20 protein-coding genes and 1 pseudogene are annotated in these 22,447 nt (G+C 63.3%); 8 read left to right on the plus strand and 13 right to left on the minus strand.

Going from position 1 to position 22,447, the window contains the following annotated elements; all coding sequences use genetic code 11:
* Positions 1-54 precede the first annotated feature (54 nt).
* Positions 55-813 (plus strand): hypothetical protein, encoded by a 759-nt coding sequence (locus AD659_RS18675; RefSeq protein WP_053123907.1) that lies wholly within the window; start codon positions 55-57, stop codon positions 811-813.
* A 187-nt stretch (positions 814-1,000) separates the two neighbouring features.
* Here the strand turns inward: AD659_RS18675 and AD659_RS30570 are convergent, their stop codons facing one another.
* From AD659_RS30570 to AD659_RS18690, 4 genes and pseudogenes are all read right to left on the minus strand, one after another.
* Positions 1,001-1,882, minus strand: a complete 882-nt coding sequence (locus AD659_RS30570) for a methyl-accepting chemotaxis protein (RefSeq protein ID WP_408003322.1) — start codon at positions 1,880-1,882, stop codon at positions 1,001-1,003.
* A pseudogene (locus tag AD659_RS30575) lies at positions 1,862-2,968 on the minus strand (HAMP domain-containing protein); the annotation flags it as partial. The pseudogene AD659_RS30575 and the gene AD659_RS30570, both read right to left, overlap by 21 nt.
* Positions 2,969-3,078: 110 nt before the next feature.
* Complete coding sequence (locus tag AD659_RS18685) at positions 3,079-4,467, minus strand: aminotransferase-like domain-containing protein (protein WP_053123911.1); 1,389 nt, start codon at positions 4,465-4,467, stop codon at positions 3,079-3,081.
* A 205-nt stretch (positions 4,468-4,672) separates the two neighbouring features.
* On the minus strand, positions 4,673-5,434 hold the full coding sequence (locus AD659_RS18690) for an SDR family oxidoreductase (RefSeq protein WP_053123913.1): 762 nt from the start codon (positions 5,432-5,434) through the stop codon (positions 4,673-4,675).
* A gap of 226 nt (positions 5,435-5,660) precedes the next feature.
* Here AD659_RS18690 and AD659_RS18695 point away from each other — a divergent pair, with 226 nt between their 5' ends.
* Positions 5,661-6,665: an NADP-dependent oxidoreductase gene (locus AD659_RS18695; protein WP_053123915.1), complete on the plus strand. Its 1,005-nt coding sequence runs from the start codon at positions 5,661-5,663 to the stop codon at positions 6,663-6,665.
* Between the two features lie 98 nt (positions 6,666-6,763).
* On the opposite strand, the gene pyrF is transcribed toward AD659_RS18695, so the two are convergent.
* Positions 6,764-7,462: an orotidine-5'-phosphate decarboxylase gene (gene pyrF / locus AD659_RS18700; RefSeq protein ID WP_063680135.1), complete on the minus strand. Its 699-nt coding sequence runs from the start codon at positions 7,460-7,462 to the stop codon at positions 6,764-6,766.
* Between the two features lie 292 nt (positions 7,463-7,754).
* Here pyrF and AD659_RS18705 point away from each other — a divergent pair, with 292 nt between their 5' ends.
* From AD659_RS18705 to xopAW, 3 genes are all read left to right on the plus strand, one after another.
* A complete protein-coding gene (locus AD659_RS18705) occupies positions 7,755-8,513 on the plus strand; it encodes a response regulator (protein ID WP_053123918.1) in 759 nt (252 codons plus the stop codon).
* Positions 8,513-9,559, plus strand: a complete 1,047-nt coding sequence (locus AD659_RS18710) for a sensor histidine kinase (protein ID WP_053123920.1) — start codon at positions 8,513-8,515, stop codon at positions 9,557-9,559. Before AD659_RS18705 ends, AD659_RS18710 begins: the two co-directional genes overlap by 1 nt.
* A 235-nt stretch (positions 9,560-9,794) precedes the next feature.
* Positions 9,795-10,523 (plus strand): XopAW family type III secretion system calcium-binding effector, encoded by a 729-nt coding sequence (gene xopAW / locus AD659_RS18715; protein WP_053123922.1) that lies wholly within the window; start codon positions 9,795-9,797, stop codon positions 10,521-10,523.
* A gap of 215 nt (positions 10,524-10,738) precedes the next feature.
* Here xopAW and AD659_RS18720 read toward each other — a convergent pair whose 3' ends face one another.
* The 8 genes from AD659_RS18720 to AD659_RS18755 form a co-directional block, all read right to left on the minus strand.
* Positions 10,739-11,776 carry an AI-2E family transporter gene (locus tag AD659_RS18720; RefSeq protein WP_053123924.1) on the minus strand — a complete coding sequence of 346 codons (1,038 nt, stop codon included), beginning with the start codon at positions 11,774-11,776 and terminating at the stop codon, positions 10,739-10,741.
* A gap of 64 nt (positions 11,777-11,840) precedes the next feature.
* Entirely contained in the window at positions 11,841-12,659 is an 819-nt protein-coding gene (locus AD659_RS18725) for a DUF4892 domain-containing protein (RefSeq protein WP_053123926.1), read from the minus strand.
* A gap of 129 nt (positions 12,660-12,788) precedes the next feature.
* The gene (locus AD659_RS18730; RefSeq protein WP_053123928.1) at positions 12,789-13,640 is read right to left on the minus strand and encodes an alpha/beta hydrolase; all 852 of its coding nucleotides are present in this window, start codon (positions 13,638-13,640) and stop codon (positions 12,789-12,791) included.
* Positions 13,637-14,431, minus strand: a complete 795-nt coding sequence (locus AD659_RS18735) for an alpha/beta fold hydrolase (RefSeq protein ID WP_053123930.1) — start codon at positions 14,429-14,431, stop codon at positions 13,637-13,639. The genes AD659_RS18730 and AD659_RS18735 overlap by 4 nt, the downstream gene beginning before the upstream one ends.
* Positions 14,432-14,722: 291 nt before the next feature.
* Complete coding sequence (locus tag AD659_RS18740) at positions 14,723-15,166, minus strand: hotdog fold thioesterase (RefSeq protein ID WP_053123932.1); 444 nt, start codon at positions 15,164-15,166, stop codon at positions 14,723-14,725.
* A 135-nt stretch (positions 15,167-15,301) separates the two neighbouring features.
* On the minus strand, positions 15,302-15,745 hold the full coding sequence (gene sixA, locus AD659_RS18745) for a phosphohistidine phosphatase SixA (RefSeq protein WP_053123934.1): 444 nt from the start codon (positions 15,743-15,745) through the stop codon (positions 15,302-15,304).
* Positions 15,742-16,089 carry a DUF4389 domain-containing protein gene (locus AD659_RS18750; protein ID WP_053123936.1) on the minus strand — a complete coding sequence of 116 codons (348 nt, stop codon included), beginning with the start codon at positions 16,087-16,089 and terminating at the stop codon, positions 15,742-15,744. Before AD659_RS18750 ends, sixA begins: the two co-directional genes overlap by 4 nt.
* A gap of 30 nt (positions 16,090-16,119) precedes the next feature.
* Entirely contained in the window at positions 16,120-17,145 is a 1,026-nt protein-coding gene (locus AD659_RS18755) for an NAD(P)H-dependent glycerol-3-phosphate dehydrogenase (protein WP_053123938.1), read from the minus strand.
* A gap of 199 nt (positions 17,146-17,344) precedes the next feature.
* Between AD659_RS18755 and AD659_RS18760 the strand changes: the two genes are divergently transcribed.
* Genes AD659_RS18760 through AD659_RS18770 form a run of 3 tightly spaced genes read left to right on the plus strand, consistent with a single transcriptional unit; the run spans position 17,345 to position 22,299 of the window.
* Positions 17,345-19,468 carry a TonB-dependent receptor plug domain-containing protein gene (locus AD659_RS18760; RefSeq protein ID WP_053123939.1) on the plus strand — a complete coding sequence of 708 codons (2,124 nt, stop codon included), beginning with the start codon at positions 17,345-17,347 and terminating at the stop codon, positions 19,466-19,468.
* Positions 19,469-20,401: an ABC transporter substrate-binding protein gene (locus tag AD659_RS18765; protein ID WP_053123941.1), complete on the plus strand. Its 933-nt coding sequence runs from the start codon at positions 19,469-19,471 to the stop codon at positions 20,399-20,401.
* Positions 20,398-22,299 (plus strand): ATP-binding protein, encoded by a 1,902-nt coding sequence (locus AD659_RS18770; RefSeq protein WP_053123942.1) that lies wholly within the window; start codon positions 20,398-20,400, stop codon positions 22,297-22,299. The genes AD659_RS18765 and AD659_RS18770 overlap by 4 nt, the downstream gene beginning before the upstream one ends.
* The last annotated feature ends 148 nt before the right edge of the window (positions 22,300-22,447 follow it).

Consider the following 22,447-nt stretch of genomic DNA (forward strand, 5'->3'; position numbering starts at 1 on the left):
CTACACTCATGACATGCGTACCACAATAAAGAGGTCTTACCGGTGACACCACTCATGATCACCCTGCTCGTCGTAGCCGGGATCGCCCTGTTGATCGCCATTGGCTACATGAACCACGTGGTGGAAAACAACAAGCTGGAAAAGGTCCGCACCAGGGTAGAACTCAACGACCGCATGCGTCGCTGTGGCGAACTCACCGAAACCTTCCCCGGGCAGTTGATGACTCCGGCGCTGAAGTTGTTGATGACGCGCCTTGAGTTGAATGTCTGCCAGCGCTTGCTGAACCTGGAAAAAACCAATTCGGCAGTCAAGGCACGCCTGGACGAGTTGAGCGCATTGGCCGCCCAGGGCGAATCGATCCCGGTGAACAATCCGCCGGCACCGATCCAGACCGAAGCCAAGGCCAAGGACGTCCGTTTCCTGCTCGAAGCCTTGCATGGCCAGATCACCCGTGCCGCCCAGGACGGTTTCCTGCCGCCCAACGAAGCCAAGCGCTGGATTCGTGAAGTACGACATATCCTGGTGCTGCTGCACATCGAGTTCTTCAACAACCTCGGCCAGCAAGCCTTGCAGCAAGAACAGCCCGGGCAAGCCCGCCTGGCCTTCGAGCGCGGTGTGCAGTACCTGCGCAAGCAACAGGAACCGCAGGTCTACGCCGAACAACTGGCCTACCTGGAAAAACTCCTGGCCCGCGCCAATGCCCAGGTCCTGGCCAGCACCCAGCCAGTCGAGGGCGAGGTCAACCAGTTGACCGAAGGCTTGAAGGACGACGAAATAAACGACGAGTGGAAGAAGAAGAAGGTCTACGACTGAGGATTCATTGTCAGATACCGAAACGCCACACCGACCAGCGGAGCTGCACCCTGTAGGAGCTGACGAGTGCAACGAGGCTGCGATCTTTCCGGTAACGCTTGAGTCTCAACCGAAAGTCAAAAAGATCGCAGCCTCGTTGCACTCGTCAGCTCCTACAGCTCAGCCACAAGCGTCTCCGTCGTTTTAGTCACAACCTGAAGTGCCCCACCATCCCTTTCAGCTCAACCCCCAACTGGGCCAGCTCGATACTGGAAGCGGCATTGCCGCGCATCGCCAGGGACGATTGATCGGCGCTGGCGCGAATGCTGGTGACGCTGCGATTGATCTCTTCGGCCACCGAGCTCTGCTGCTCGGCTGCGGCGGCGATCTGTTGGTTCATCTGCTGGATCAACGACACGGCCGCGGCAATGCTGCCCAAGGCGCTCTCGGTCTGCAGCGCGTCGCTGACCGCCATCTTAACCAACTCGCCGCTGCTCTGGATCTGCTGCACGGAAGCCTGGGCCGCTGAACGCAGGGCGCTCACCAGCCGTTCGATTTCCTCGGTGGACTGTTGCGTACGCCTGGCCAGGGCTCGCACCTCATCGGCCACGACCGCAAAGCCCCTGCCCTGCTCCCCGGCCCGGGCCGCCTCGATAGCGGCATTGAGCGCCAACAGGTTGGTTTGCTCGGCCACGCTCTTGATCACACTCAACACCGTGCCGATGTTCTGGATCTCGGCGCTGAGGCTTTCAATACTGGAACTGGCCGACGTGGCCGAATCGGCCAATTGCTCGATGCGCACCATGCTCTGGCGCACCACCTGCTGGCCGCTTTCGACCTTGTCGTCGGCCGTCTGGGCCGCTTGCGCCGCTTCTTCGGCGTTGCGCGCCACATCGTGCACGGTGGCGGTCATCTGGTTCATGGCCGTGGCGACCTGCTCGGTTTCCTCCTTCTGGCTGCTGACTTCCAGGTTGGTCTGCTCGGTCACCGCCGATAATGATTGGGCCGAATTGGCCAATTGCTCGATACCCGCCTGCAGGCCGCTGACGATACCGCTCAGCCCGGCGCCCATCTGTTGCATGGCCAGCATCAATTGGCCGATCTCGTCCCGGCGCGTCACTTCGACCGTAGCGCTCAAGTCACCCGCCGCGATCCGCTGGGCAACCCGAATGACACTGCGCAGCGGCGTCACGATCAGCCGGGTGATGACCCACGCCGCGATCAACCCCACCAGCAACGCCAAGGCCGACGACCCGATGATCAGCAGCGAGTTTTTCTTCAGTTCGGTCTGCATGGCCTGGTCTTCGGCACTGAAGGCCTGGTCGACCCGCGCCACCACTTGGTCGGCACGCTCGTGCAGTTGTTGGTAGACGATTTTTTCCTTCGCCAACAGACCCGTGTATTCGGCCAATTGCGCGTTGAACCCGGCGATATGCCCAGCCACTTCGTTCAGCACGGTCTGGTAACCCGGGTCCTTGACCGTGGCCTTGAGCGCTTCGGCCTGTTTCATCGCCTGCTCGGCCTGTTCGATGCTGCCTTCTCCGGCGCCCTCGACATTGCCTTTGCGGCTCTGGTCCAAGCGAACCCGCGCTTCGTTCATGGCCTGCAACATCAACCGCGATACTTCGCTGATCTGATTGGCCTGCTCGATAAACTCGGCCCCTTCCTTGCCTTCGGAGTCTTTCAACGTATAGGTGCCGTCATCCGCCAGCCCGGCCTGCAGCACATCGAGGTTATTGGCCACGCTGGACACCGACCAACTGGCCATTTCCAGCGCCAGGTCCTTGCTCTGGCTCAACCCGACAAATTCGTCAAAGGCCTTGCGGTAGGCGGCCAGCGCTTGCTCCACATCGTTCATCACCGGCACGTTGGCCGCCGACTGCGCCTTGAGTTCGATCGCCAGGGCCAACAGCCCGTCGACACCCTGGCGCAGCGCATCGGCCGTCTTGGGGTCGGAGCGCGAAGCGTATTCCTGTTCCAGCAGCCGGACCTTGAGCAACCCGCTGTTGAGCGACGACATCTGTTTCAGGCCATCGAAGCGAGAGCTGATGGTCTGCAGGGACCAGACGCCGATGGCCGCGACCACAGCGGTCAACAGCAGCACCAGGACAAATCCGATACCCAGTTTTTTTGCCATACCCAGGTTGGCAAAACGTCCTTGCACGGCCGAAATCATTGCGCTCAGTCCTCTGCCAGTGTGTGTTGATCGCAGATTCGCAACGAGACGCCCTGCAGCACAAGATGCTGGCGTCGGAATAATGGCAAAAAGCTACAGCCGCGTCGTTTTCAGGACACTTGAGGTCGATCCAGAGCCGCGGACCGGAAAAAACCCTGCGCTCTGGGGTCACGGGCATAAGCCACGTTGATTCGCAGCCAGTCGCTGTGTGCGCCCGAGGGGCTGAAGGCCGTAGGCGAAGACAGCTGCACACCGAACCGCTTGGCCAGACGCTGTAATCCAGCGTAGTCACTGATGGGCGGTCTTGCCCAGATGAAAAGCCCACCGGCCGGCTTGCCAAAGACCTCCCAGTCGGCATCCTCCAACACCTGCAACAGCGCCGCCGTATCGACGCCCAAACGCTGTCGCTGGCGCTGGACCAGTTTGCGATAGGCCCCATTGGCCAGGAGATTGGCAAGGACCGATTCACAGAACCGCGACCCGCCCATGCTGGTGACCCCCTTGACGTCACTCAGGCGCGCGATGACTGACGGCCCGGCCACCACAAAACCGACACGCAACGAACTGCTCAGGGTTTTCGAAAAACTGCCCACATAGACCACCTCGGCATCCAGGGCCGCCAGTCGGGTCCGCGCCGAGTTCTGAAAGTCGCCATAGGCATCGTCTTCGATCACCAGTACGGCGTGTTGCCTGGCCAGTTGCAACAGCCGTTGGGCCACCGCCGGGACGAGGTTGCTGCCGGTCGGGTTGTGGCAGGCACTGTTGACGAACAGCGCACTGGGCCGGTGCGTCTCCAACAAGCCCTGCAGCGCATCGACGTCCGGGCCGCGCGGGGTCCTGGGCAACTCGACCATTTTGATTTTGTACAACCTGAGCAAGTCGAACAGGTTTGGATAACCCGGGCTTTCCACCACCACGCAGGCGCCCGGCTCCAGCAGCGTGCGTACGATCAGGTCCAGCCCATGGGTCGCCCCGGTGGTGGTCAGGATCAGGTTTTGATCGGCCTCGATATTGAACTGCTTCAAGCGCCTGGACACTTGTTCACGTAGGGCGGGCAGCCCCAGCGGCGTACTGTAGTTGAACAACCCTGCCATATCGGTGCGGGTGACCTGACGGATCGCATAGCCCAGGTCATCGCTTTCACGCCAGCTCTCGGGCAACCCGCCACACCCCAGCTTCAACGCCCATTGGCGGTCGTCACCGTCCTCCGCGAGATTGCCTTGCTGCCGTTCCTGGCCAGCGGGCACATGCCCGGAGGAAGGAGGTGGCGCGACAAAAAAGCTGGAGCCATGCCGGGATGCCAACAGGCCTTGGGCAACCAGGCGCAAGCAGGCTTCATTGACACTGGACTGGCTGAGCAGGTTCTGTCGCGCCAGTTGGCGAACGGACGGCAGGCGAGTCCCCGGTTGCACCGCATCCTGTCGGATCCAGCCGGTCAGCGCGTCGACGATTTGCTGCACGACAGGCACCAAGGCCTGCCGGTCGATTCTCAACTCCATGAGTAACCAAGCTCCTAAGCGTTTGTTTTATTTCCGGAAACAGTTAAGCACAGGCCACCACCGAACGATGTACGACAACGTCGCCAAAACCGCCGATTCTCACCCTTTGAAACACATTGATAGGCCCCTCCGAAGGTTTTCCGCCCTCCAAAGAAAAAGCCCGCAACCATTGCGGGCTTTGTCCTACAAGCTAAGGGAAAGGTCCTCAGAACGCGGTAACGCCACCGTCCACCGCCAGGGAATGGCCGGTGGTGAATGCCGCGCCGTCGCTGCACAGGTACAGCACGGCACTGGCGATCTCCTCGACCTTGCCGATACGCCCCACCGGGTGCATGGCATTGGCGAACTCGCCTTTTTTCGGGTCCGCCTCATAGGCACGACGGAACATGTCGGTGTCGATCACCGCCGGACAGACCGCATTCACGCGGATCTTCTTCTTGGCATATTCGATGGCGGCCGATTTGGTCAGGCCGATCACGGCGTGCTTGGAAGCGGCATAGATGCTCATCTTCGGCGCCGCGCCCAGGCCGGCCACCGAGGCGGTGTTGACGATGGCGCCGCCGCCCTGGGCCAGCAGCAACGGCAACTGGTACTTCATGCACAACCAGACGCCCTTCACATTGACGCCCATGATCGCGTCGAACTCGTCGAGGGTTCCGTCGGCCAACTTGCCCTTCTCGATCTCGATCCCGGCGTTGTTGAAGGCGTAGTCAAGGCGACCGTAGGTCCTGGTGACTTCGTCCATCAGGTGTTGCACATCGTTTTCCAGCGTGACATTGCAGCGCACGAATACTGCTTCGCCGCCCGCATCACGAATCGACTGCACCGTGCCCTCGCCACCCGCCACGTCCAAGTCGGCCACCACCACTTTCAGGCCTTCTGCCGCGAACGCCTGGGCAGTGGCGCGGCCAATGCCTGCGGCGGCACCCGTGACCACGGCGACCTGTCCGGAAAACGTCATGCTCATTGTCAATTCCTCGAAGAATGCGGGAGAGGACGCCAGTCTAGTCACAGGTCCCAAGGGCGCGGCAGCACTATCCAATTGCCGTTTGAGCATTCATGGGCGCCAGTGATAAAGCCCCGGGGCGAACTATCACTGTGTTGGATCGAACTGCATTCGCTATGTCAGCAAACCTTGCGGCAAACGCTTCGAAGGTCTATCAACAAGACTTCATTCATCTTGAGTGCCAGCCATGACTGCCCAGACCAATCGCCAGTTCCTGCTCGCCAAACGCCCGGTAGGCGCCGCGACCCGCGAGACTTTCACCTATCAGCAAGTCCCGGTGGGCGAACCGGCAGCCGGCCAGATCCTGGTGAAGAACGAATACCTGTCCCTGGACCCGGCCATGCGCGGCTGGATGAACGAGGGCAAGTCCTACATTCCGCCAGTCGGCATCGGCGAAGTGATGCGGGCGCTGGGTGTCGGTCAGGTGATTGCCTCGAACAACCCGGCGTTCGCGGTCGGGGACTACGTCAACGGTGCGTTGGGCGTGCAGGATTATTTCCTCGGCGAGCCAAGAGGTTTCTATAAAGTCGATCCGAAACTGGCGCCGCTGCCTCGTTACCTGTCAGCCCTGGGCATGACCGGCATGACCGCCTACTTCGCCCTGCTGGATGTCGGCGCGCCCAAGGCTGGCGAGACCGTGGTGCTGTCGGGTGCCGCCGGTGCGGTGGGCAGCATCGCTGGACAGATCGCCAAACTCAAAGGTTGTCGTGTGGTGGGCATTGCCGGTGGCGCCGACAAATGCAAATTCCTGGTGGATGAACTGGGCTTCGACGGCGCCATCGACTACAAGAACGAAGACGTCCACGCCGGCCTCAAGCGTGAATGCCCCAAAGGCGTGGATGTGTATTTCGACAACGTCGGGGGCGACATCCTCGATGCCGTGCTCAGCCGCTTGAACCTCAAGGCCCGCGTGGTGATTTGCGGCGCCATCAGCCAGTACAACAACAAGGAAGCGGTGAAGGGCCCCGCCAACTACCTGTCGCTGCTGGTCAATCGCGCACGGATGGAAGGCTTCGTGGTCATGGACTACGCCGCGCAGTTCGCCGCCGCCGGGCAGGAAATGGCCGGCTGGATGGCCAAGGGGCAGCTCAAAAGCAAGGAAGACATCGTCGAGGGCCTGGAGACATTCCCCGAGACGCTGACCAAATTGTTCAGTGGGGAGAACTTCGGGAAACTCGTACTCAAGGTCTGACCATACCCACTATAGGAGCTGGTGCAAAAACCACTGTGGGAGCGAGCTTGCTCGCTCCCACAGGTTCACTCCCACATCAAGGGATCTTCAGGGGTTGCTCAGGCCAGTTCGGCCACGACCGCCGCCAACGCCTTGGCCGGATCGGCAGCCTGGCTGATCGGGCGACCGATTACCAGGTAGTCGGAACCGGCATCCAGTGCCTGGCGCGGGGTCAGGATGCGACGCTGGTCGTCCTGGGCGCTGCCCGCCGGACGAATCCCCGGGGTCACCAGTTGCAGCGCCGGGTGCGCTGCTTTCAGGGCGCCGGCTTCCAGGGCCGAACAGACCAGACCGTCCAGGCCGGCTTTCTGCGCCAGCGCCGCCAAGCGCAGCACCTGCTCCTGGGGCTCGATGTCCAGGCCGATGCCGGCCAGATCCTCGCGCTCCATGCTGGTCAGCACGGTCACACCAATCAGCAACGGTTTCGGGCCACTGCGCTGGTCCAGCACGTCACGGCAGGCCGCCATCATGCGCAAGCCACCGGAGCAGTGCACATTGACCATCCACACGCCCATCTCCGCAGCCGCCTTGACCGCCATGGCGGTGGTGTTGGGAATATCGTGGAACTTCAGGTCCAGGAACACTTCGAAACCCTTGTCACGCAGGGTCCCGACAATTTCCGAAGCGCAACTGGTGAACAGTTCCTTGCCGACTTTGACCCGGCAAAGCGTGGGGTCCAACTGGTCGGCCAGCTTCAGGGCGGCGTCACGGGTAGGAAAATCCAGGGCGACGATAATGGGCGTCTGGCAGGCGGACATGAGCGGGCTCTCAGGCAAGTCGAAATCGGCGCGCATTGTAGCGGAACGAGCGCCCCTGCGGGACCCGATGATCGGTAAATCTCACCGCCCCCCTGCCGCAGCATGGACGATACCGGCCTTTGTGTCGAAGCCGATACACTCAAGACATGCGCACAACACGTCGCCACGCTACCGTCCGCCGCCGCAACCCGCCCTTTCAGCGCTTCACGCCTCGCGGCACGACGCCTATGCTGAAGCCTCACCTTCGCCGCCTTCTTTGCGGTTGGCAGCCTACCTGGCAGATGATGCATCCATGCAGAACACCCCTGTTGCAAATTCTGACACGCAAAAAGTGCCCGACGATGACAAGCGCTGGAGCACCCGCGCGCTGATCGTCGATGACGACGTGCCGATCCGCGAGCTGCTGATCGATTACCTGGCCCGCTTCAGCATACGGGCCAGCGGTGTGACCGATGGCGCAGCCATGCGCCAGGCGATGCAGGCCGAGCACTTCGACGTGGTCGTGCTCGACCTGATGCTGCCGGGTGAAGACGGCTTGCAGTTGTGCCGCTGGCTGCGCGCCGAATCGGACATCCCGATCCTGATGCTCACCGCCCGCTGCGAGCCCACCGACCGCATCATCGGCCTGGAGCTGGGCGCCGATGACTACATGGCCAAGCCGTTCGAACCCAGGGAACTGGTGGCGCGTATCCAGACGATCCTGCGCCGGGTGCGCGACGACCGCACCGAGCAGCGGGCCAATATCCGTTTCGACAACTGGCGGCTCAACAGCGTGTTGCGCCAACTGATCTCGAGCGATGGGCTGGTGGTGCCACTGTCCAATGCCGAGTTCCGCCTGTTGTGGGTCTTCATCGAACGACCGCGCCGGGTGCTCAGCCGCGAACAACTGCTGGACGCGGCTCGTGGACGCTCCATCGAAGCGTTCGACCGCAGCATCGACTTGCTCGTATCACGCCTGCGCCAGAAGCTGGGCGACGATCCCAAGGCGCCACAACTGATCAAGACCGTACGCGGTGAGGGTTACCTGTTCGACGCCCGGGACATCGGTTGATGCGACTGCGCCTGGACTCCTTGTTCGGTCGCCTGTTTGGCGTACTGCTGCTGGCGATTGTCCTGGCGCATCTGTTGGCCTTTGCCTGGTTTTTCCATTACGACCAACCGCCACCTCCCGGGCCGCCGCCTGGAATGAGCCAACAAGACGACGGTCCCCCGCGATTCGGCCCACCCCCCAACCGCCGTCCACGCCCCTGGTTCGGCGGCCCGGTGGTGCCGCTGACCTTTCAATTCGTGTGCCTGATCATCGCAGCCTGGTACGGCGCCAAGCTTCTGACCCGACCGATCCAGCGCCTGAGCGATGCCGCCGAGCGCTTGAGTGAAAACCTCGACAGCCCGCCGCTGGATGAAAACGGCCCTCGCGAGGCGCGGCAGGCGGCCCATACGTTCAACCTGATGCAAAAGCGGATTCGCGAGCAAGTGCAGCAGCGTTCGCGCATGCTCGGCGCCGTGTCCCATGACCTGCGCACGCCGCTTTCGCGGCTCAAGCTGCGCCTGGAGCAGATCGACGACATCAAGCTGCAAGGCCAGATGCGCCAGGACCTGGATGACATGATCGGCATGCTCGATGCCACCCTGACCTACTTGCACGAACAGCGCACCAGTGAAGCGCTGCAATGGATGGACGTGCAGGCCCTGGTGGAATCATTGAGCGAAAACGCCCAGGACCAGGGCGCCGACGTGCAGGTCAATGGCACCTGCGCCCCGCTGCAGGTGCAACCCATGGCGCTGCGCTCGTGCCTCAACAACCTCATCGACAATGCCCTGCGCTACGCCGGCCATGCCTTGATTACCCTGCAGGACCAGCAACACCTGCTATTGATCCGGGTCATCGACCACGGTCCCGGTATTGCCGCGGACAAGCGCGAGGCGGTGTTCGAGCCCTTTTTCCGCCTGGAAGGTTCACGCAACCGCAACTCCGGCGGCGTCGGCCTGGGCATGACCATCGCCCGGGAAGCCGCCGAACGCCTGGGCGGACAGTTGAGCCTGGAAGAAACGCCGGGGGGTGGGTTGACGGCGGTGATCAGCTTGCCTCGTCCCTAAGCCCCCTTAGATCTCCTGTGGGAGCGAGCTTGCTCGCGATCGGGCCCTGTCAGGCCAACATCGATATTGACTGACGTACCGCTATCGCGAGCAAGCTCGCTCCCACAGGGGCCATCGTTGACCTGGAGGTTTTGTATACCCATCGGTACAAACTCCACACACCCACGACAACTGCCCCGCCGAGGCTGCATAAGCCGGTGCACCCACCGGCTATTCCAGCCCAAGGAGAGCGCCCATGATCGGTAGCGTCAGCAGTTACTCGACCTATACCAGCACCAGCAGTACCACAACCAGCAGTGCCCGCAGCCAGCAGTTTCAAAAGGAACTGCTCAGCAAGCTCGACAGTGACGGCGACGGCTCGGTCAATCAGGAAGAGTTGAGCGCCGCCCTGTCGCAAAAAAGCGATGACGGCATCCTGGTCAGCTTGAGCGATAACTTTGACGACCTGGACAGTGATGGCAGCGGTGACCTGAGCAGCGAGGAAATGGCCGCGATGGCGCCGCCACCTCCGCCGCCACGGGACCAGGCGCCGAATACCGAGCTGGCCGACGCGCTGCTCAGCGCCCTCGACACCGACGGTGATGGCGTGGTCAGCAGCGATGAGCTGAGCAGCGGCCTGGCCAGCGCCGGCAGCAGTGCCGACAGCCAGCAAGTGTTCTCGGCCCTGGACAAGAATGAAGACGGCACCGTCAGCCTCGACGAGCTCGCCGCCAGTCTCGCGCCACCGCCGCCACCGCAACAGGCCTCCAGTGAAGAACTGTTCAGCCAGCTCGACGCCGATGGCGACGCCACCGTCAGCGCCGGCGAACTGCGCAGCGCCTTGCAGGCCGGCCGCCGCAGCGACAGCTCCACCGAGCAGGCCAATGTCAGCGAAGCGTTGAACCGAATGATCGCCAACCTCAGCCGGCAATACTCACTGGATAACGTCGCCACCGTGGGGAAACACCTGAACGTGGCGACTTGATCCGCCCGCCTACCTGGCCCTTCGGGAGCCAGGTTCGCGGTTGATGGGCCGATGATAACCCTGTGGCGAGGGAGCTTGCTCCCGCTGGGCTGCACAGCAGCCGCAAAACCAAGCGGTACGGCCTGCCCGGAAGAATGCTGGGGCCAGCTTCGCTGGCCAGCGGGAACAAGCTCCCTCGCCACAGGTGCTCGGACGTCCAGTGCTCGGCACCCACGCTACCGCGCCTGGCTTTTGCTCCAGTCCGTCAACAGGCTGTACGCCACAGCCAGCAGGGTCGGGCCGATGAACAGGCCGATGAAGCCGAAGGCGATCAACCCGCCGAACACCCCCAACAGCACAATGACCAGGGGCAGGTTGCCGCCACGGCTGATCAGGTAGGGTTTGAGCACGTTGTCCACGCCACTGATGATGAACGTGCCCCAGATGCCGAGGAACACCGCCATTCCGTATTCGCCCTTCCACGCCAGCCACGCCGTGGCGGGGATCCAGACCAGGGGTGGCCCCATGGGGATCAGGCTCAGCAGGAACGTGACGATCCCCAGCACCAGTGCCCCGGGCACGCCGGCGATCAGGAAGCCGATCAACGCCAGCACGGCCTGGGCCGCCGCGGTGCCGATCACACCGTTGACCACCCGTTGCACCGTACCGGCCACCAGCTCGATGTAGTAACCGGCGCGATCGCCGATCAGGCGCTCGAGCAATCCATGGACAAACACCGCCAGGCGCGGGCCGTCGCGATAGAAAAAGAACACGAACACGATGCTCAGGGTCAATTCGAGGATGCCGCCGCCAATCTGCGCGCTGCGCGCCAACAACCAGTTGCCCACCTGCCCCAGGTACGGCTTGATGGAGACCATCATGGCCGCGCCCTGCTGGTCGATGCTGTTCCAGATGCCTACCAGCCGCCCGCCCACCAAGGGAATCGTGGCAAGCCAGTCAGGGGCTTCAGGCAAGCCGTCGACCTGCACATCCCTGATGAACGCCGTGGCGTCGCGCACATGGTCGGCCAGGTTGAACCCCAGCCACACCAGTGGCACCGCCACCAACAGCATCCAGCCCACCGTCAGCAACGCCGCCGCCAGGGATTCGCGGCCATTGACCCAGCGGGTCAGCAGGCGCATCAACGGCCAACTGGCGAACGCCAGCACCGCGCCCCAGAACAGCGCAGACCAGAACGGCGCCATGACCCAGAGGCTTGCGCCGAACAACACCAGGAGCAGGATCTGCACCAACAGCCGATCGTTATTGAGCATGTAGGGTCTCGAAAAAATGAACAGGACCGAGGCAGCGGTGTGAACCCGCTGCCTCCGACACAGCTTAGCGCAGCAACTCCAGGTGCAATCCCGCCGCCTCGCCGCTGGCGGCCTCCATGCGCGCCGCCCGGACGCCCTGGCCCGCCAGCGCCTCAAGCCAGTCCTCGGCCCGGGGACCGGCGATACTGACCCGCAGGCCCGTGTCCAGGTTCAGCGCCCGGGACAACAGGCGCAACCAGGCGTCATCCGGCTCACCGGCAAGACGCGGCAAGTCCAGGACGCCAGTGTCCTTGAGTTGGCGCAACAGCGTGGCCGATGTTGGCAGCAAGTCCCCCAGCGCTGCGCTCGCCTCGAATTGCTCGACATGCAGGTAGGCCTTGCGATTGCCGCGGGTGATGGAATAAAGCGCAATCAGCGTGTTGTCCACCGGCGGCGCCAGGCGCAGCAGCAGGAAGGCCTGGCCATTGTCGGCGCCATAGAGCTTGGCATTGCCAAAGACGTCGTTGGCCCACAGGCTGCTTTCGCCGCAATCGCGGGCCTGGCACCAGAACAGCAGCTCGGCACCCTGTTTCTGCAACGCTTCGCGAGCCGCGGTAAAGGCCTGGGTGGCGGAGTGTTCCGGCGGCAGTTCGTAGGTAACCGACGTGACGTTCCCGCGGGCATCGACCTGGCCGTCAAAGCGCAGCTGGCCGCTGATCTTGCGGATCGAGCCCATGGGGTAGACGCGCTCCAGGTCGCTGGTCTGCCGGTAATCGACGATCTGGGCATCGGGCATGCGCGGCAGGCGATCCAGGTCGCGACTGCCCGGCACATCGACGGCGAACGACGCCGGGCTGAGGCAGGCCAGCGCCAGCAGGACGAGTGAGTGAACGGATAATTTCATTGGATCGGCTTGGCCTGGGACGCTTGAACGCAACGGGCGTCGTCGATGCACTGCGAGGCTGGCAAACAGAGGTTTGTCATGGTTGTCTCCCTTTCAACCCGCCCAGCCTCGACAGTTGCCCGGCGCAAGTCAAGGAGCGGTGAAGAACCGATTGAAACAGTCTGCTACAAGCCCGGCACCGACCTCGTCGTTCAGATGCAGATGATGGCCGCCTGGCAACTGCTCATGACTGAAGGGTAGACGCTCCAGCAGTTCCGGGTGTTGGGCAAGCATGCCGTCGGCCGCCACCACCAGATGCGCCGGACAAGCGACCCGCGCGACGAACGCCATGGCCTGTTCCTCGGTCAGGCGCAGGGGCGATGGCAGAGTCAGGCGGTTGTCGGTGCGCCAGGTATACCCTCCCGGCACCGGCATCAGGCCGCGCTGAGCCAGCAATTCGGCAGCCTCGCGACTGACCGCCACCAGCCCCTTCATGCGCGCTTCGATGGCCCGGTCGAGGGTTTTATAGACCGGCTTGCGTTTTTGCTGCAGATCCAACTGGGCTTGCAGGGCCATGCCCATGCGTTCGGCCGCGTTATCGCCTTTGGCGGTAGGGGGAATCACCCCGTCGATCAATCCCAGGTGGGTCACCCGTTCCGGCAGGGAGCCGGCCAGCACCAGCGACACAATGGCACCCATGGAATGCCCCAACAGGGCGAAACGCTTCAAGCCCAGTTGTTCGGCCACTTGCAGCACATCGTGGGCGTAGTCCCACAAGGCGTAGCCGGCACCCGGCGGCCGATGCCCGGAATGACCGTGACCGGCCATGTCCAGGGCGATCACCCGCAAGCCCTCGAGCCTGGGCGCCAGGCGGGCGAAGCTGTTGGCGTTGTCCAGCCAGCCGTGCAGGGCAATCACCGGCAGCCCGTCTTCCGGGCCGAACAAATGGGCCGCCAACTCGATGTGAGGCAAGCTCAGGCGGACCTCCTCGACCACACTCATGCGCTGCGCCCTTCCCACCGCTGGAACAGGTTCTTGAGCAGGTTCGCCGTGTCTTGTGGACGTTCGAGGGGAAACATATGGCCGCCGGGCATGCTCAGGGATTCGCCATGGAGCATACGCCCCACCGAACGGGTGTGATGCCGCATCACCACACGACTCTGTCGGCCGCGCACCACGGCCAGCGGCACCTTGAGCTTACGAGGCCGCCCGGGACTGGTATGCGGCACGCCGCGGTAGATGCTGATTTCGGTAGCCGGGTCGAAGCGCAGCCGCAACCGGTCGCCGACTTGCTGCAGGCCGTGTTGCAGGTAGGCGTCGAAGCAATCCGGGTCAAAACCACGAAACAGGGTCTTGCCGGCAAAATACTGCCGGGCCGACGCCAGGTCAGCGAACTCCTCACGCCGGCCCAGGGTCCGGCCGGCCGGGGTCAGGCGATCGATGAACCCCAGGCGCTTGGCCGCCAGGATCACCCACTGGTCGGCCCGGGTCAGTACCGGCGAATCGAGCATGACCACGCCGCGATACAGCTCGGGGCAGCGCAACGCCGCGTGCAGGTGCAGCACACCGCCCAGGGAGTGGCCGACGCCCCACACTGGCGCCGGTTGCTGTTCCAGGTGATGGATCAGTTCGTCCACCAGGTTGTGCCAGTTATCGTCCACCGGGAAACGCGGGTCATGGCCGTGCAATTCCAGGTGCGCGACCTGGTATTGCGGCGCCAGCGCGGCGAACAGCTTGCCGTAGGTGGCCGAGGGAAAACCATTGGCGTGGGCGAAAAAAATCTGTTGCGACATGACAGCCGATCCATTGGGGGCACTGCGGCAGATTGTCCGCAGAACCCGACGGCGCGGCAATGACCGTAACTGACAGGAATGATGACAGTCGGGCTTGGGCTATGGGGTTGTATGAGTGATGGAACCTGTGGCGAGGGAGCTTGCTCCCGCTGGCCTGCGCAGCAGGCCCAAAACCAGGCGACGCAGTGTGCCAGGCTAACCGAGTCGATGGGTTTGAGGGGCCGCTACGCAACCCAGCGGGAGCAAGCTCCCTCGCCACAAGAGCCTCCCCGCCACAAAATGCATCAGGGATCAACGCGCCGGCGGCTGCTCACCCAACGGCACCACCGCCATGGTCAGGCGCGACACGCAGTTGACCTTGCCCTCGTCATTGACCAGGCGGATGTCCCAGACCTGGGTGGTGCGGCCCAGGTGAACCATCCGGGCCGTGGCGGTCACCCGTCCGCTGCGCACGCCGCGCAGGTGGTTGGCGTTGATCTCCAGGCCCACACAGTAGAACTTGCTGGCGTCGACACAGAGATAGGCGGCCATGGACCCGACCGTTTCGGCCAGCACCACCGAAGCACCGCCATGCAGCAGGCCGAACGGCTGGTGGGTGCGTTGATCGACCACCATACTGGCGGTCAGGGATTCGTCGTCGAAGGACTCGAACCGAATGTCCAGCACTTCGCTGATGGTGTTTCTACCGGCGGCGTTCAGTTGCTCGATGTTGGGGATGGTGCGCCACAGACTCATCGTTGCCCTTCCTTTGTTGTTTATTGCATTCAACCCCGCACAGCACCGTGGGAGCAAGGCTTGCCCGCGATGCAGACGCTGGCGTAGATCAGGTGTTGCGCGTCGCCACCATCGCGGGCAAGCCTTGTTCCCACATCACAGACGCTTGAGCCTCATCGCCCCGGCCAGCGGCAGATCGCCTTCCAGCTCGGCCAGGCCAGCGGTTTGCACTTGCTCGGGTTGTTGCAGATGGCCGTGCTGCAGTAAGCCCAGCAGGCTGCCCACCAACGGGTTGTGGCTGACCAACAGCACATCGTCCTGATCCTTCAGATGCCGCAGCACCTCGGCCGGCCGGGTCTCCGGCGTGAGCCAATCGACGGTGATCAGTTCAGGCTCGAAGCCCAGTGCTTCGCGCACCAGTTGTGCGGTCTGCTGGGCACGCACGTAAGGGCTGGCGTAAATGGCGTGCAACGGCTCGCCCATCAATCGGCCGGCACTGAGCAACACTTCCTCGCGGCCATGCACCGTCAAGACCCGTTCCGGATCGGGGCGGACACCATGGGGCTCGGCTTCACCGTGACGCAATACCCACAGTTTCATAGCTTCGGCTCCTCGTCCCGGACAGGGTGCGGGGCCGGCGCCACGGCGTGAGGCGCTTCGCCTTCCGGCGTGCGTGGCGTCGGCCAGTCCGCGAACGGCCAAGGTTTCTGGTCGCTGTGGAAAGTGCCGAAACGGCCGATCTGCGCCAGGAACTGGCTCAGGCTGTCGCCGAAATTCATCAGGCTGGCGCTGGGCGCGCCGTAGATCAGCCGATAGATCAATTGCACCAGCACCACGGCGCCGAGAATGAATTGCGCCACCTGCCAGACCAGCAGGTAAACCACCATCCACAGCACACGCAGCAGGATGGATTCGTATTGGGGTTGCCCTTGCGGATCGTTCATGGCTCGCTCCTGCTTGCGGTCAATAGCGGTTCAGTTGAAACCGCTGGTGGAAATGAAATCGACGTCGGTCTTCGGTTCGCCACGCATCAACAGCTCGATCACCTGCTCAAGCGTGCGCCCTTCGAACAGAATCGCGTGCAGCCCGGCGACCAGCGGCATGTACACCCCGGCCTCCTGGGACTTGGCCTTGAGCACCTTGAGCGTATTGACCCCTTCGGCCACTTCTCCCAGGCGCGACACTGCCTCGTCGAGGCTCAAGCCTTGGCCGAGGGCAAAGCCGACCTGATAGTTGCGGCTCTTGGGCGAGGAACAGGTGACGATCAGGTCGCCCACCCCGGCCAATCCCAGGAAAGTCATCGGGTTGGCGCCCTGGCTGACGGCAAAGCGGGTCATTTCCGCCAGCGCGCGGGTGATCAGCATGCTCTTGGTGTTCTCGCCCATGCCCAGCGCCACCGCCATGCCGGCGATGATCGCATAGACGTTCTTCAGCGCCCCGCCCAGTTCCACCCCGAAACGGTCGGCACTGGCATAGACCCGAAAGGTGCGGCCATGGAGCGCGGCCTGGACCTGTTGGCACAGTTCCTCATCCTCACTGGCGACCACCGTGGCGGTCAGCGCGTGCTCGGCTATTTCTCGCGCCAGGTTCGGCCCCGAAATCACACCGATCCGCGCCTTGGGCGCGATTTCTTCGAGAATCTCGCTCATCAGCTTGAAGGTCTGGGCTTCGATGCCCTTGGTCAGGCTCACCAACAGTTTGCCGCTCAAGCGCTCGGCATGGGGCGCCAGCACCGACCGCAAGGCACTGGAAGGCAAGGCGACGAAGAACAGGTCACTGCCCTCCAGTGTGGCCTGCAAGTCAGTCACCGCTAGGACTTCCGGGCGGATCTTGATGCCCTTGAGATAACGCGGGTTCTCGCGGTTGACCCGGATGGCCTCGGCCTGTTCCGGGTCACGCATCCACTGGCGCACCGGGTGGCCATTCTCGGCCAGCAAGTTAGCCACGGCGGTACCGAAACTCCCGCCTCCCAGGACCGCAATCGGGCGCTGTTCAGTCATATGCAATCCGTTCATCCATACCAAGTGGCAATGCGGGGCATTATACGGAGCGGCCGGATGGCGACCAGCCCCGGCAACAATTACCGCTAGCTGTAGGAAGCTGACCACCAATTCCTAGGAAAATGCTGTCAACGTGAATGGAAAAGTCGTTCAGCTCAGTTAACATGCCGGTCATCCTTCCATTCTCAAAGGCTGTGCCGTGTCTGTTGGTCCCTCTCGCTCAGGTTCGTCCCTGCTATTGGCACTGATCATCAGCCCGCCAGTGCTGGCCGACGACTTGTTCGTGGACAGCCAGCCCCTGCCCCAGGTACTGACCGCCACGCGCCTGAAACAATCGCCGGCGGCGGTGCCGGGCAGCATGACCGTGCTCGACAGTGAGCTGATCAAGGCCAGCGGCGCGCGGGACATCAGCGAACTGCTGCGCCTGGTGCCGGGCATGATGGTCGGCAACATCAGCGGCAACCAGGCCGCCGTCAACTACCACGGCACCAACGCCAGCGAAGCCCGGCGCATGCAAGTGCTGATCGACGGCCGCTCGGTGTACCGCGCCGGCCTGGCCACGGTGGACTGGAGCGATATTCCGGTGGCCATGGAAGACATCGAGCGGATCGAAGTCTTCCGCGGCCCCAACACCGTCAGCTATGGCGCCAACGCGCTGATGGCGGTGGTCAACATCATCACTCGGGCGCCAGCAGACAGCCACGGCACCCGGCTGAAAGTCACCCGGGGCCAGCGTGGCATCAGCGACTGGTACGCCAGCCAGGGCAGCGGATGGGAAGGCGGCGACCTGCGGCTATCGCTGTCGGGTCAGGAAGACGATGGTTTTGACAGCGACCGCAACGGCGCCGATTACCGCGACAGCCGCCGCCTGAACCGCTTCAACCTGTCCGTCAGCCAGACGCTGGACGAACGGCAGAGCATCGACTGGCAATTGAACGCCAAGGATGGGACCAACCAGCGGCCTTATACCTACCGCCCTGTGTTCGCCGGGATTACCGCCGCTGGGGATAACTCCGACGTCATCGCCAAGGATTATGCCGGCTCACTGCGCTGGAACCTGGACCTGGACCCTGACCACAGCCTTTATGTACAAGGCTCGATCCAGCACTGGGATCGCCAGCAGACCTGGCGCGCCTGTGACGCCGAGGTGTCCTTCAGCCCGCCACTGACCGACCTGTGGCAGCTCAACCCCTACTATGCCGAAAAGCTGGCGCGCAACATCCCCAGCTACATCAACAGCGGCGCGCCAGCCGGCACGCCCCAGGAACAGGCGTTGGCCAACCAGGTGCTCGACCAGTGGCGCAACGGCGCCTCGCAAACCCTGTGCGGCGATATCGACCAGAGCGCCCGGGAATCGCGCTACGACCTGGAGATCCAGGACACCCTGAGCCTGTCCGACAGCCTGCGACTGGTCACCGGGGGCAACTATCGCTACGACCGCGCTGACTCGGAAACCTACTTCAACGGTACCCTTGACGACACCACGTGGCGCCTGTTCGGCCAGCTCGAATGGCGGGCCACCGAGCATTGGCTGTTGCAGGGCGGCGCGATGTTCGAAGACACCCGCCTGACCGGCAGCTCGCTGACCCCGCGGATCGCGGTCAACTACCTGATCACCCCGCGCCACGGCCTGCGGGCGGTGTACTCCGAAGCCGTGCGCTCGCCGGACATGTTCGAGAACAACGTCAACTGGAGCTATCAGGTCACCAACCTGCAACCCGCCGCCTTCGGCCAGAACAGTGCCCGTTACTTCGTCCGGACCCGCGGCCCGGGCAACCTGGAGCAAGAACACATGCGTTCCCGGGAACTGGGCTACAACGGTTATTTCGTGGACCTGGGGCTGGCGGTCGACGTGAAACTGTTCCATGACGAAATCACCGGCATGATCAGTGAACCATTGCGCAACAATCAGTACATCGCCAGCAACAGCAACGAATCGCAATTCTCCGGGGCCGAAACCCAGTTCGACTGGCGCATGACCAGCGCCGACCGCTTGCGCCTGACCTATGCCTATGTCGACGCCCAGGCCAGCAACCCCCTCGACGAACAACTGACCGCCCGCAACAGCGGTTCGGCCGGCTGGCTACGGGACTGGGGCCAGGGCTGGAACAGCGCGCTGTTCTATTATGCCGCCGACGACCTCAACGGCTATCGCTTCGAACGGGTGGACACCCGCCTCGCCCGGCGCATTCCCCTGGGCAAGGCCAGCCTGGAACTGGCGGGCGTCCTGCAGCAGCGCCTGGACAACCAGCCCATGACCTTCGTCGACAACCGTTACGACTCCCGCCATGTGGTGTACTTCAGCGCGGAGTTATCGTTCTAGATGTCCCGACGCCGCCCCCGCAAGACGCCATTTCATGGCCGCCTGACGCTGGCCCTGTGCCTGGTGTTTGCCGGATGGCTGGCCGCCCTCCAAGCCCGGGCCGCCGAAGTCCTGTTGACCGGCGCCGAGGACAGCCCGGGCGTGCAATCTTTCACCCAGGCCCTGAAGATCCTGCGACCCGAAGACAACGTGCGGTTCACGCCGCTGGCCAACCTGCCGGCGCCGGACAAACTACCGGGCCATGTCCGTCTGGTCCTGCTTGACCTGCCGAGCCTGGAGTGGCGCCTGCAAGACGCCCGGGGGCCGGCGACCCTGGTGCTGCGCATCAGCCGCCAGCAAGCCCGCGACCGCCTGGGCGAGGCAACGCCCGCGCACCTGAGCCTGTTGTGGAGCGATCCACCCATGGCGCGGCAACTGCGGCTGATTCGCACCATCCTGCCGCAAGTGCGACGGGTCGGCGTGCTTTACGACGCCCACAGTGAATTCCTGCTCAAGGACCTCCAACAGGCTGCCGAGCCGCTGGGCCTGGTCATCGTCAGTGAACGCTGGGATGACACCAGCGACAGCCGCCCGCTGCAGAACCTGCTGGGCCAGAGTGACGTGCTGCTGGGCCTCGATGACCCCGACTTGTACAACCCCAAGACCGTGAAAAACCTGTTGCTCAGCAGCTACGCCCGGCAACGCGCGCTGATCGGGCCCAGCGCCGCATTCGTCAAGGCCGGCAGCCTGGCCAGCACCTACAGCGACCAACAAGACTGGCTGGCGATTCTCGACGACCTGCTCGACCGCCCCGCCACGACCTGGCCGCGCACGCTGTACCCGGACCGCTTCAAAGTCCTGGGCAACCGGCAGGTCGCCCGCTCGCTGGGGATCGAACCGCTTGACGCCGAATCCGTCGCGGCAACGTTGGCCGAAGGAGAACACCGCCCATGACCTTGCGTCGCCGTTGGGACATCAACACCCGTACCCAGCTCATCGCCCTCGGCCCGGCGTTGCTGCTGACCTTGCTGCTGATCAGCTTCTTTACCTTCGTGCGGATCCAGGATTTGCGCCAGGAGCTCAATCACACCGGGCAACTGATCGCCAACCAACTGGCCCCCGCCACGGAATACGGGGTGATTTCCGGCAACAACGAAGTGTTGGAAAGCCTGCTCACCGCGACCCTGGCCACCCCACACGTGCGCTTCCTGGAGGTCCAGGACAGCACCGACAAGGTCCTGGTGTACGTCGAACAACCCGAGCAGGTCCACAGCCGTGCCCAGCAGATCGAAGTCTTCCAGGCCCCGGTGCGCCTGCAGCGCATTGCCCTGAACAATGACTTCCTGCAAGGCAACAGCCCATCCGTCGAAGCGGCCGGCGAAGATTACCTGGGCCGCGTGATCGTCGGCATGTCCAGCGACGCCTTCAGCCAGCGGCAGCAGGAAATCCTGTTCAAGGCCGCGATCCTGGCGCTGTTCGCGCTGCTGTTCACCTTCCTGGTGGCGCGCCGGCTGGCGACCAGCCTGTCCCGGCCGATCCGCGACATCGGCAACGCGGTCAAGGCCATCCAGCAAGGCGACTACAGCACCCCGCTGCCGATCGTCGATGACGCCGAACTGGGGGCCTTGTCGCGGCACATCAACAACCTTGCCAACGGCTTGGAGCAAGCCAGCCGCGAACAGCACCAGGCCATGGCGCAGTTGATCAAGACCCGCGAAGAAGCGGAAAAAGCCAACAGCGCCAAGTCCGAGTTCCTGGCGATGATGAGCCATGAATTGCGTACGCCCATGAACGGTGTGCTGGGCATGCTGCAATTGTTGGAAACCACCCGCATGACCGACGAACAGCACGAGTACACGGCGCTGGCCTCGGAATCCACCGAACATCTGCTGAAGGTGATCAACGACATCCTCGACTTCTCGCGCATCGAACGCTCGGCCCTGGAACTGGAACACATCCCGTTCAACCTGGCCGAACTGGTGGGCAGTTGCGCGCAGTCTTTCCAGCACAGCGCCGCGCAGCGCAAGCTGGGCCTGGACCTGCTGGTCCCGGACGACATGCAAGCCTTGCAGGTCCAGGGTGATCCGACGCGGATACGGCAGATCCTGGTGAACCTGATCGGCAACGCGCTGAAGTTCACCGAGCAAGGCCGTGTCACCGTGCAATGCCAGTGGCAGGCCCTGGACCACGAGCTGCTGTGGTTCACCTGCACGGTGCGCGACAGTGGCATTGGTATCCCCGCCGAGAGCCTGGAACGCATGTTCGACGCCTTCCAGCAGGCCGACAATTCGATTTCCCGGCGCTACGGCGGCACCGGCCTGGGCCTGCCGATCGCCCGCACCCTGGCCGAACGCATGGGCGGGACGCTGCGGGCCCAGAGCGAAGAAGGCCAGGGCTCGGTGTTCACCCTCGAGATCCCGCTGGCCCGGTCGCGCCAGACGCCACCGACCCTGGCGCCGCGGCTGCCCGTCGGCAACCGCGATGGTGAAGGCCGCAACGTGCTGCTGGTGGAAGACAACCCGGTCAACCAGACGGTGATCGAAGCCATGCTGCGCAGCCTGGGCTTCACCGTCAGCGTCGCCACCGATGGCGCCCAGGCGGTGCGCAGCGCCGAAAGTCTGATTTTCGAAGCGATCCTCATGGATTGCCGATTGCCCGTCATCGATGGCTACGAAGCCACGCGGCAGATCCGTCAACTGCCGGGCTGCGACCAGGTGCCGATCATCGCCCTGACGGCCAACGCCTTGCAGGGTGACCGTGAAGCCTGCCTCGCGGCGGGCATGAACGATTACCTGGCCAAGCCGTTCAAAAGGAATGACCTGCAGCAGATTCTGCAGCGTTGGGTGAATTAGAACAGGCTAACGGACCATCTGTGACTGGCGTGAAAGGCGAAAGTGCGGCAGTCTTAGGCACCCGAACAAGCCTCGATTGGGGCTTGAATAAAAATTTCAGTGCACAGGTGTACATTCATTTCCCGTGTGCTGTGACTTTCACTACAAC

This window comes from Pseudomonas thivervalensis (assembly GCF_001269655.1).
GTDB classification, from domain to species: domain Bacteria; phylum Pseudomonadota; class Gammaproteobacteria; order Pseudomonadales; family Pseudomonadaceae; genus Aquipseudomonas; species Aquipseudomonas thivervalensis.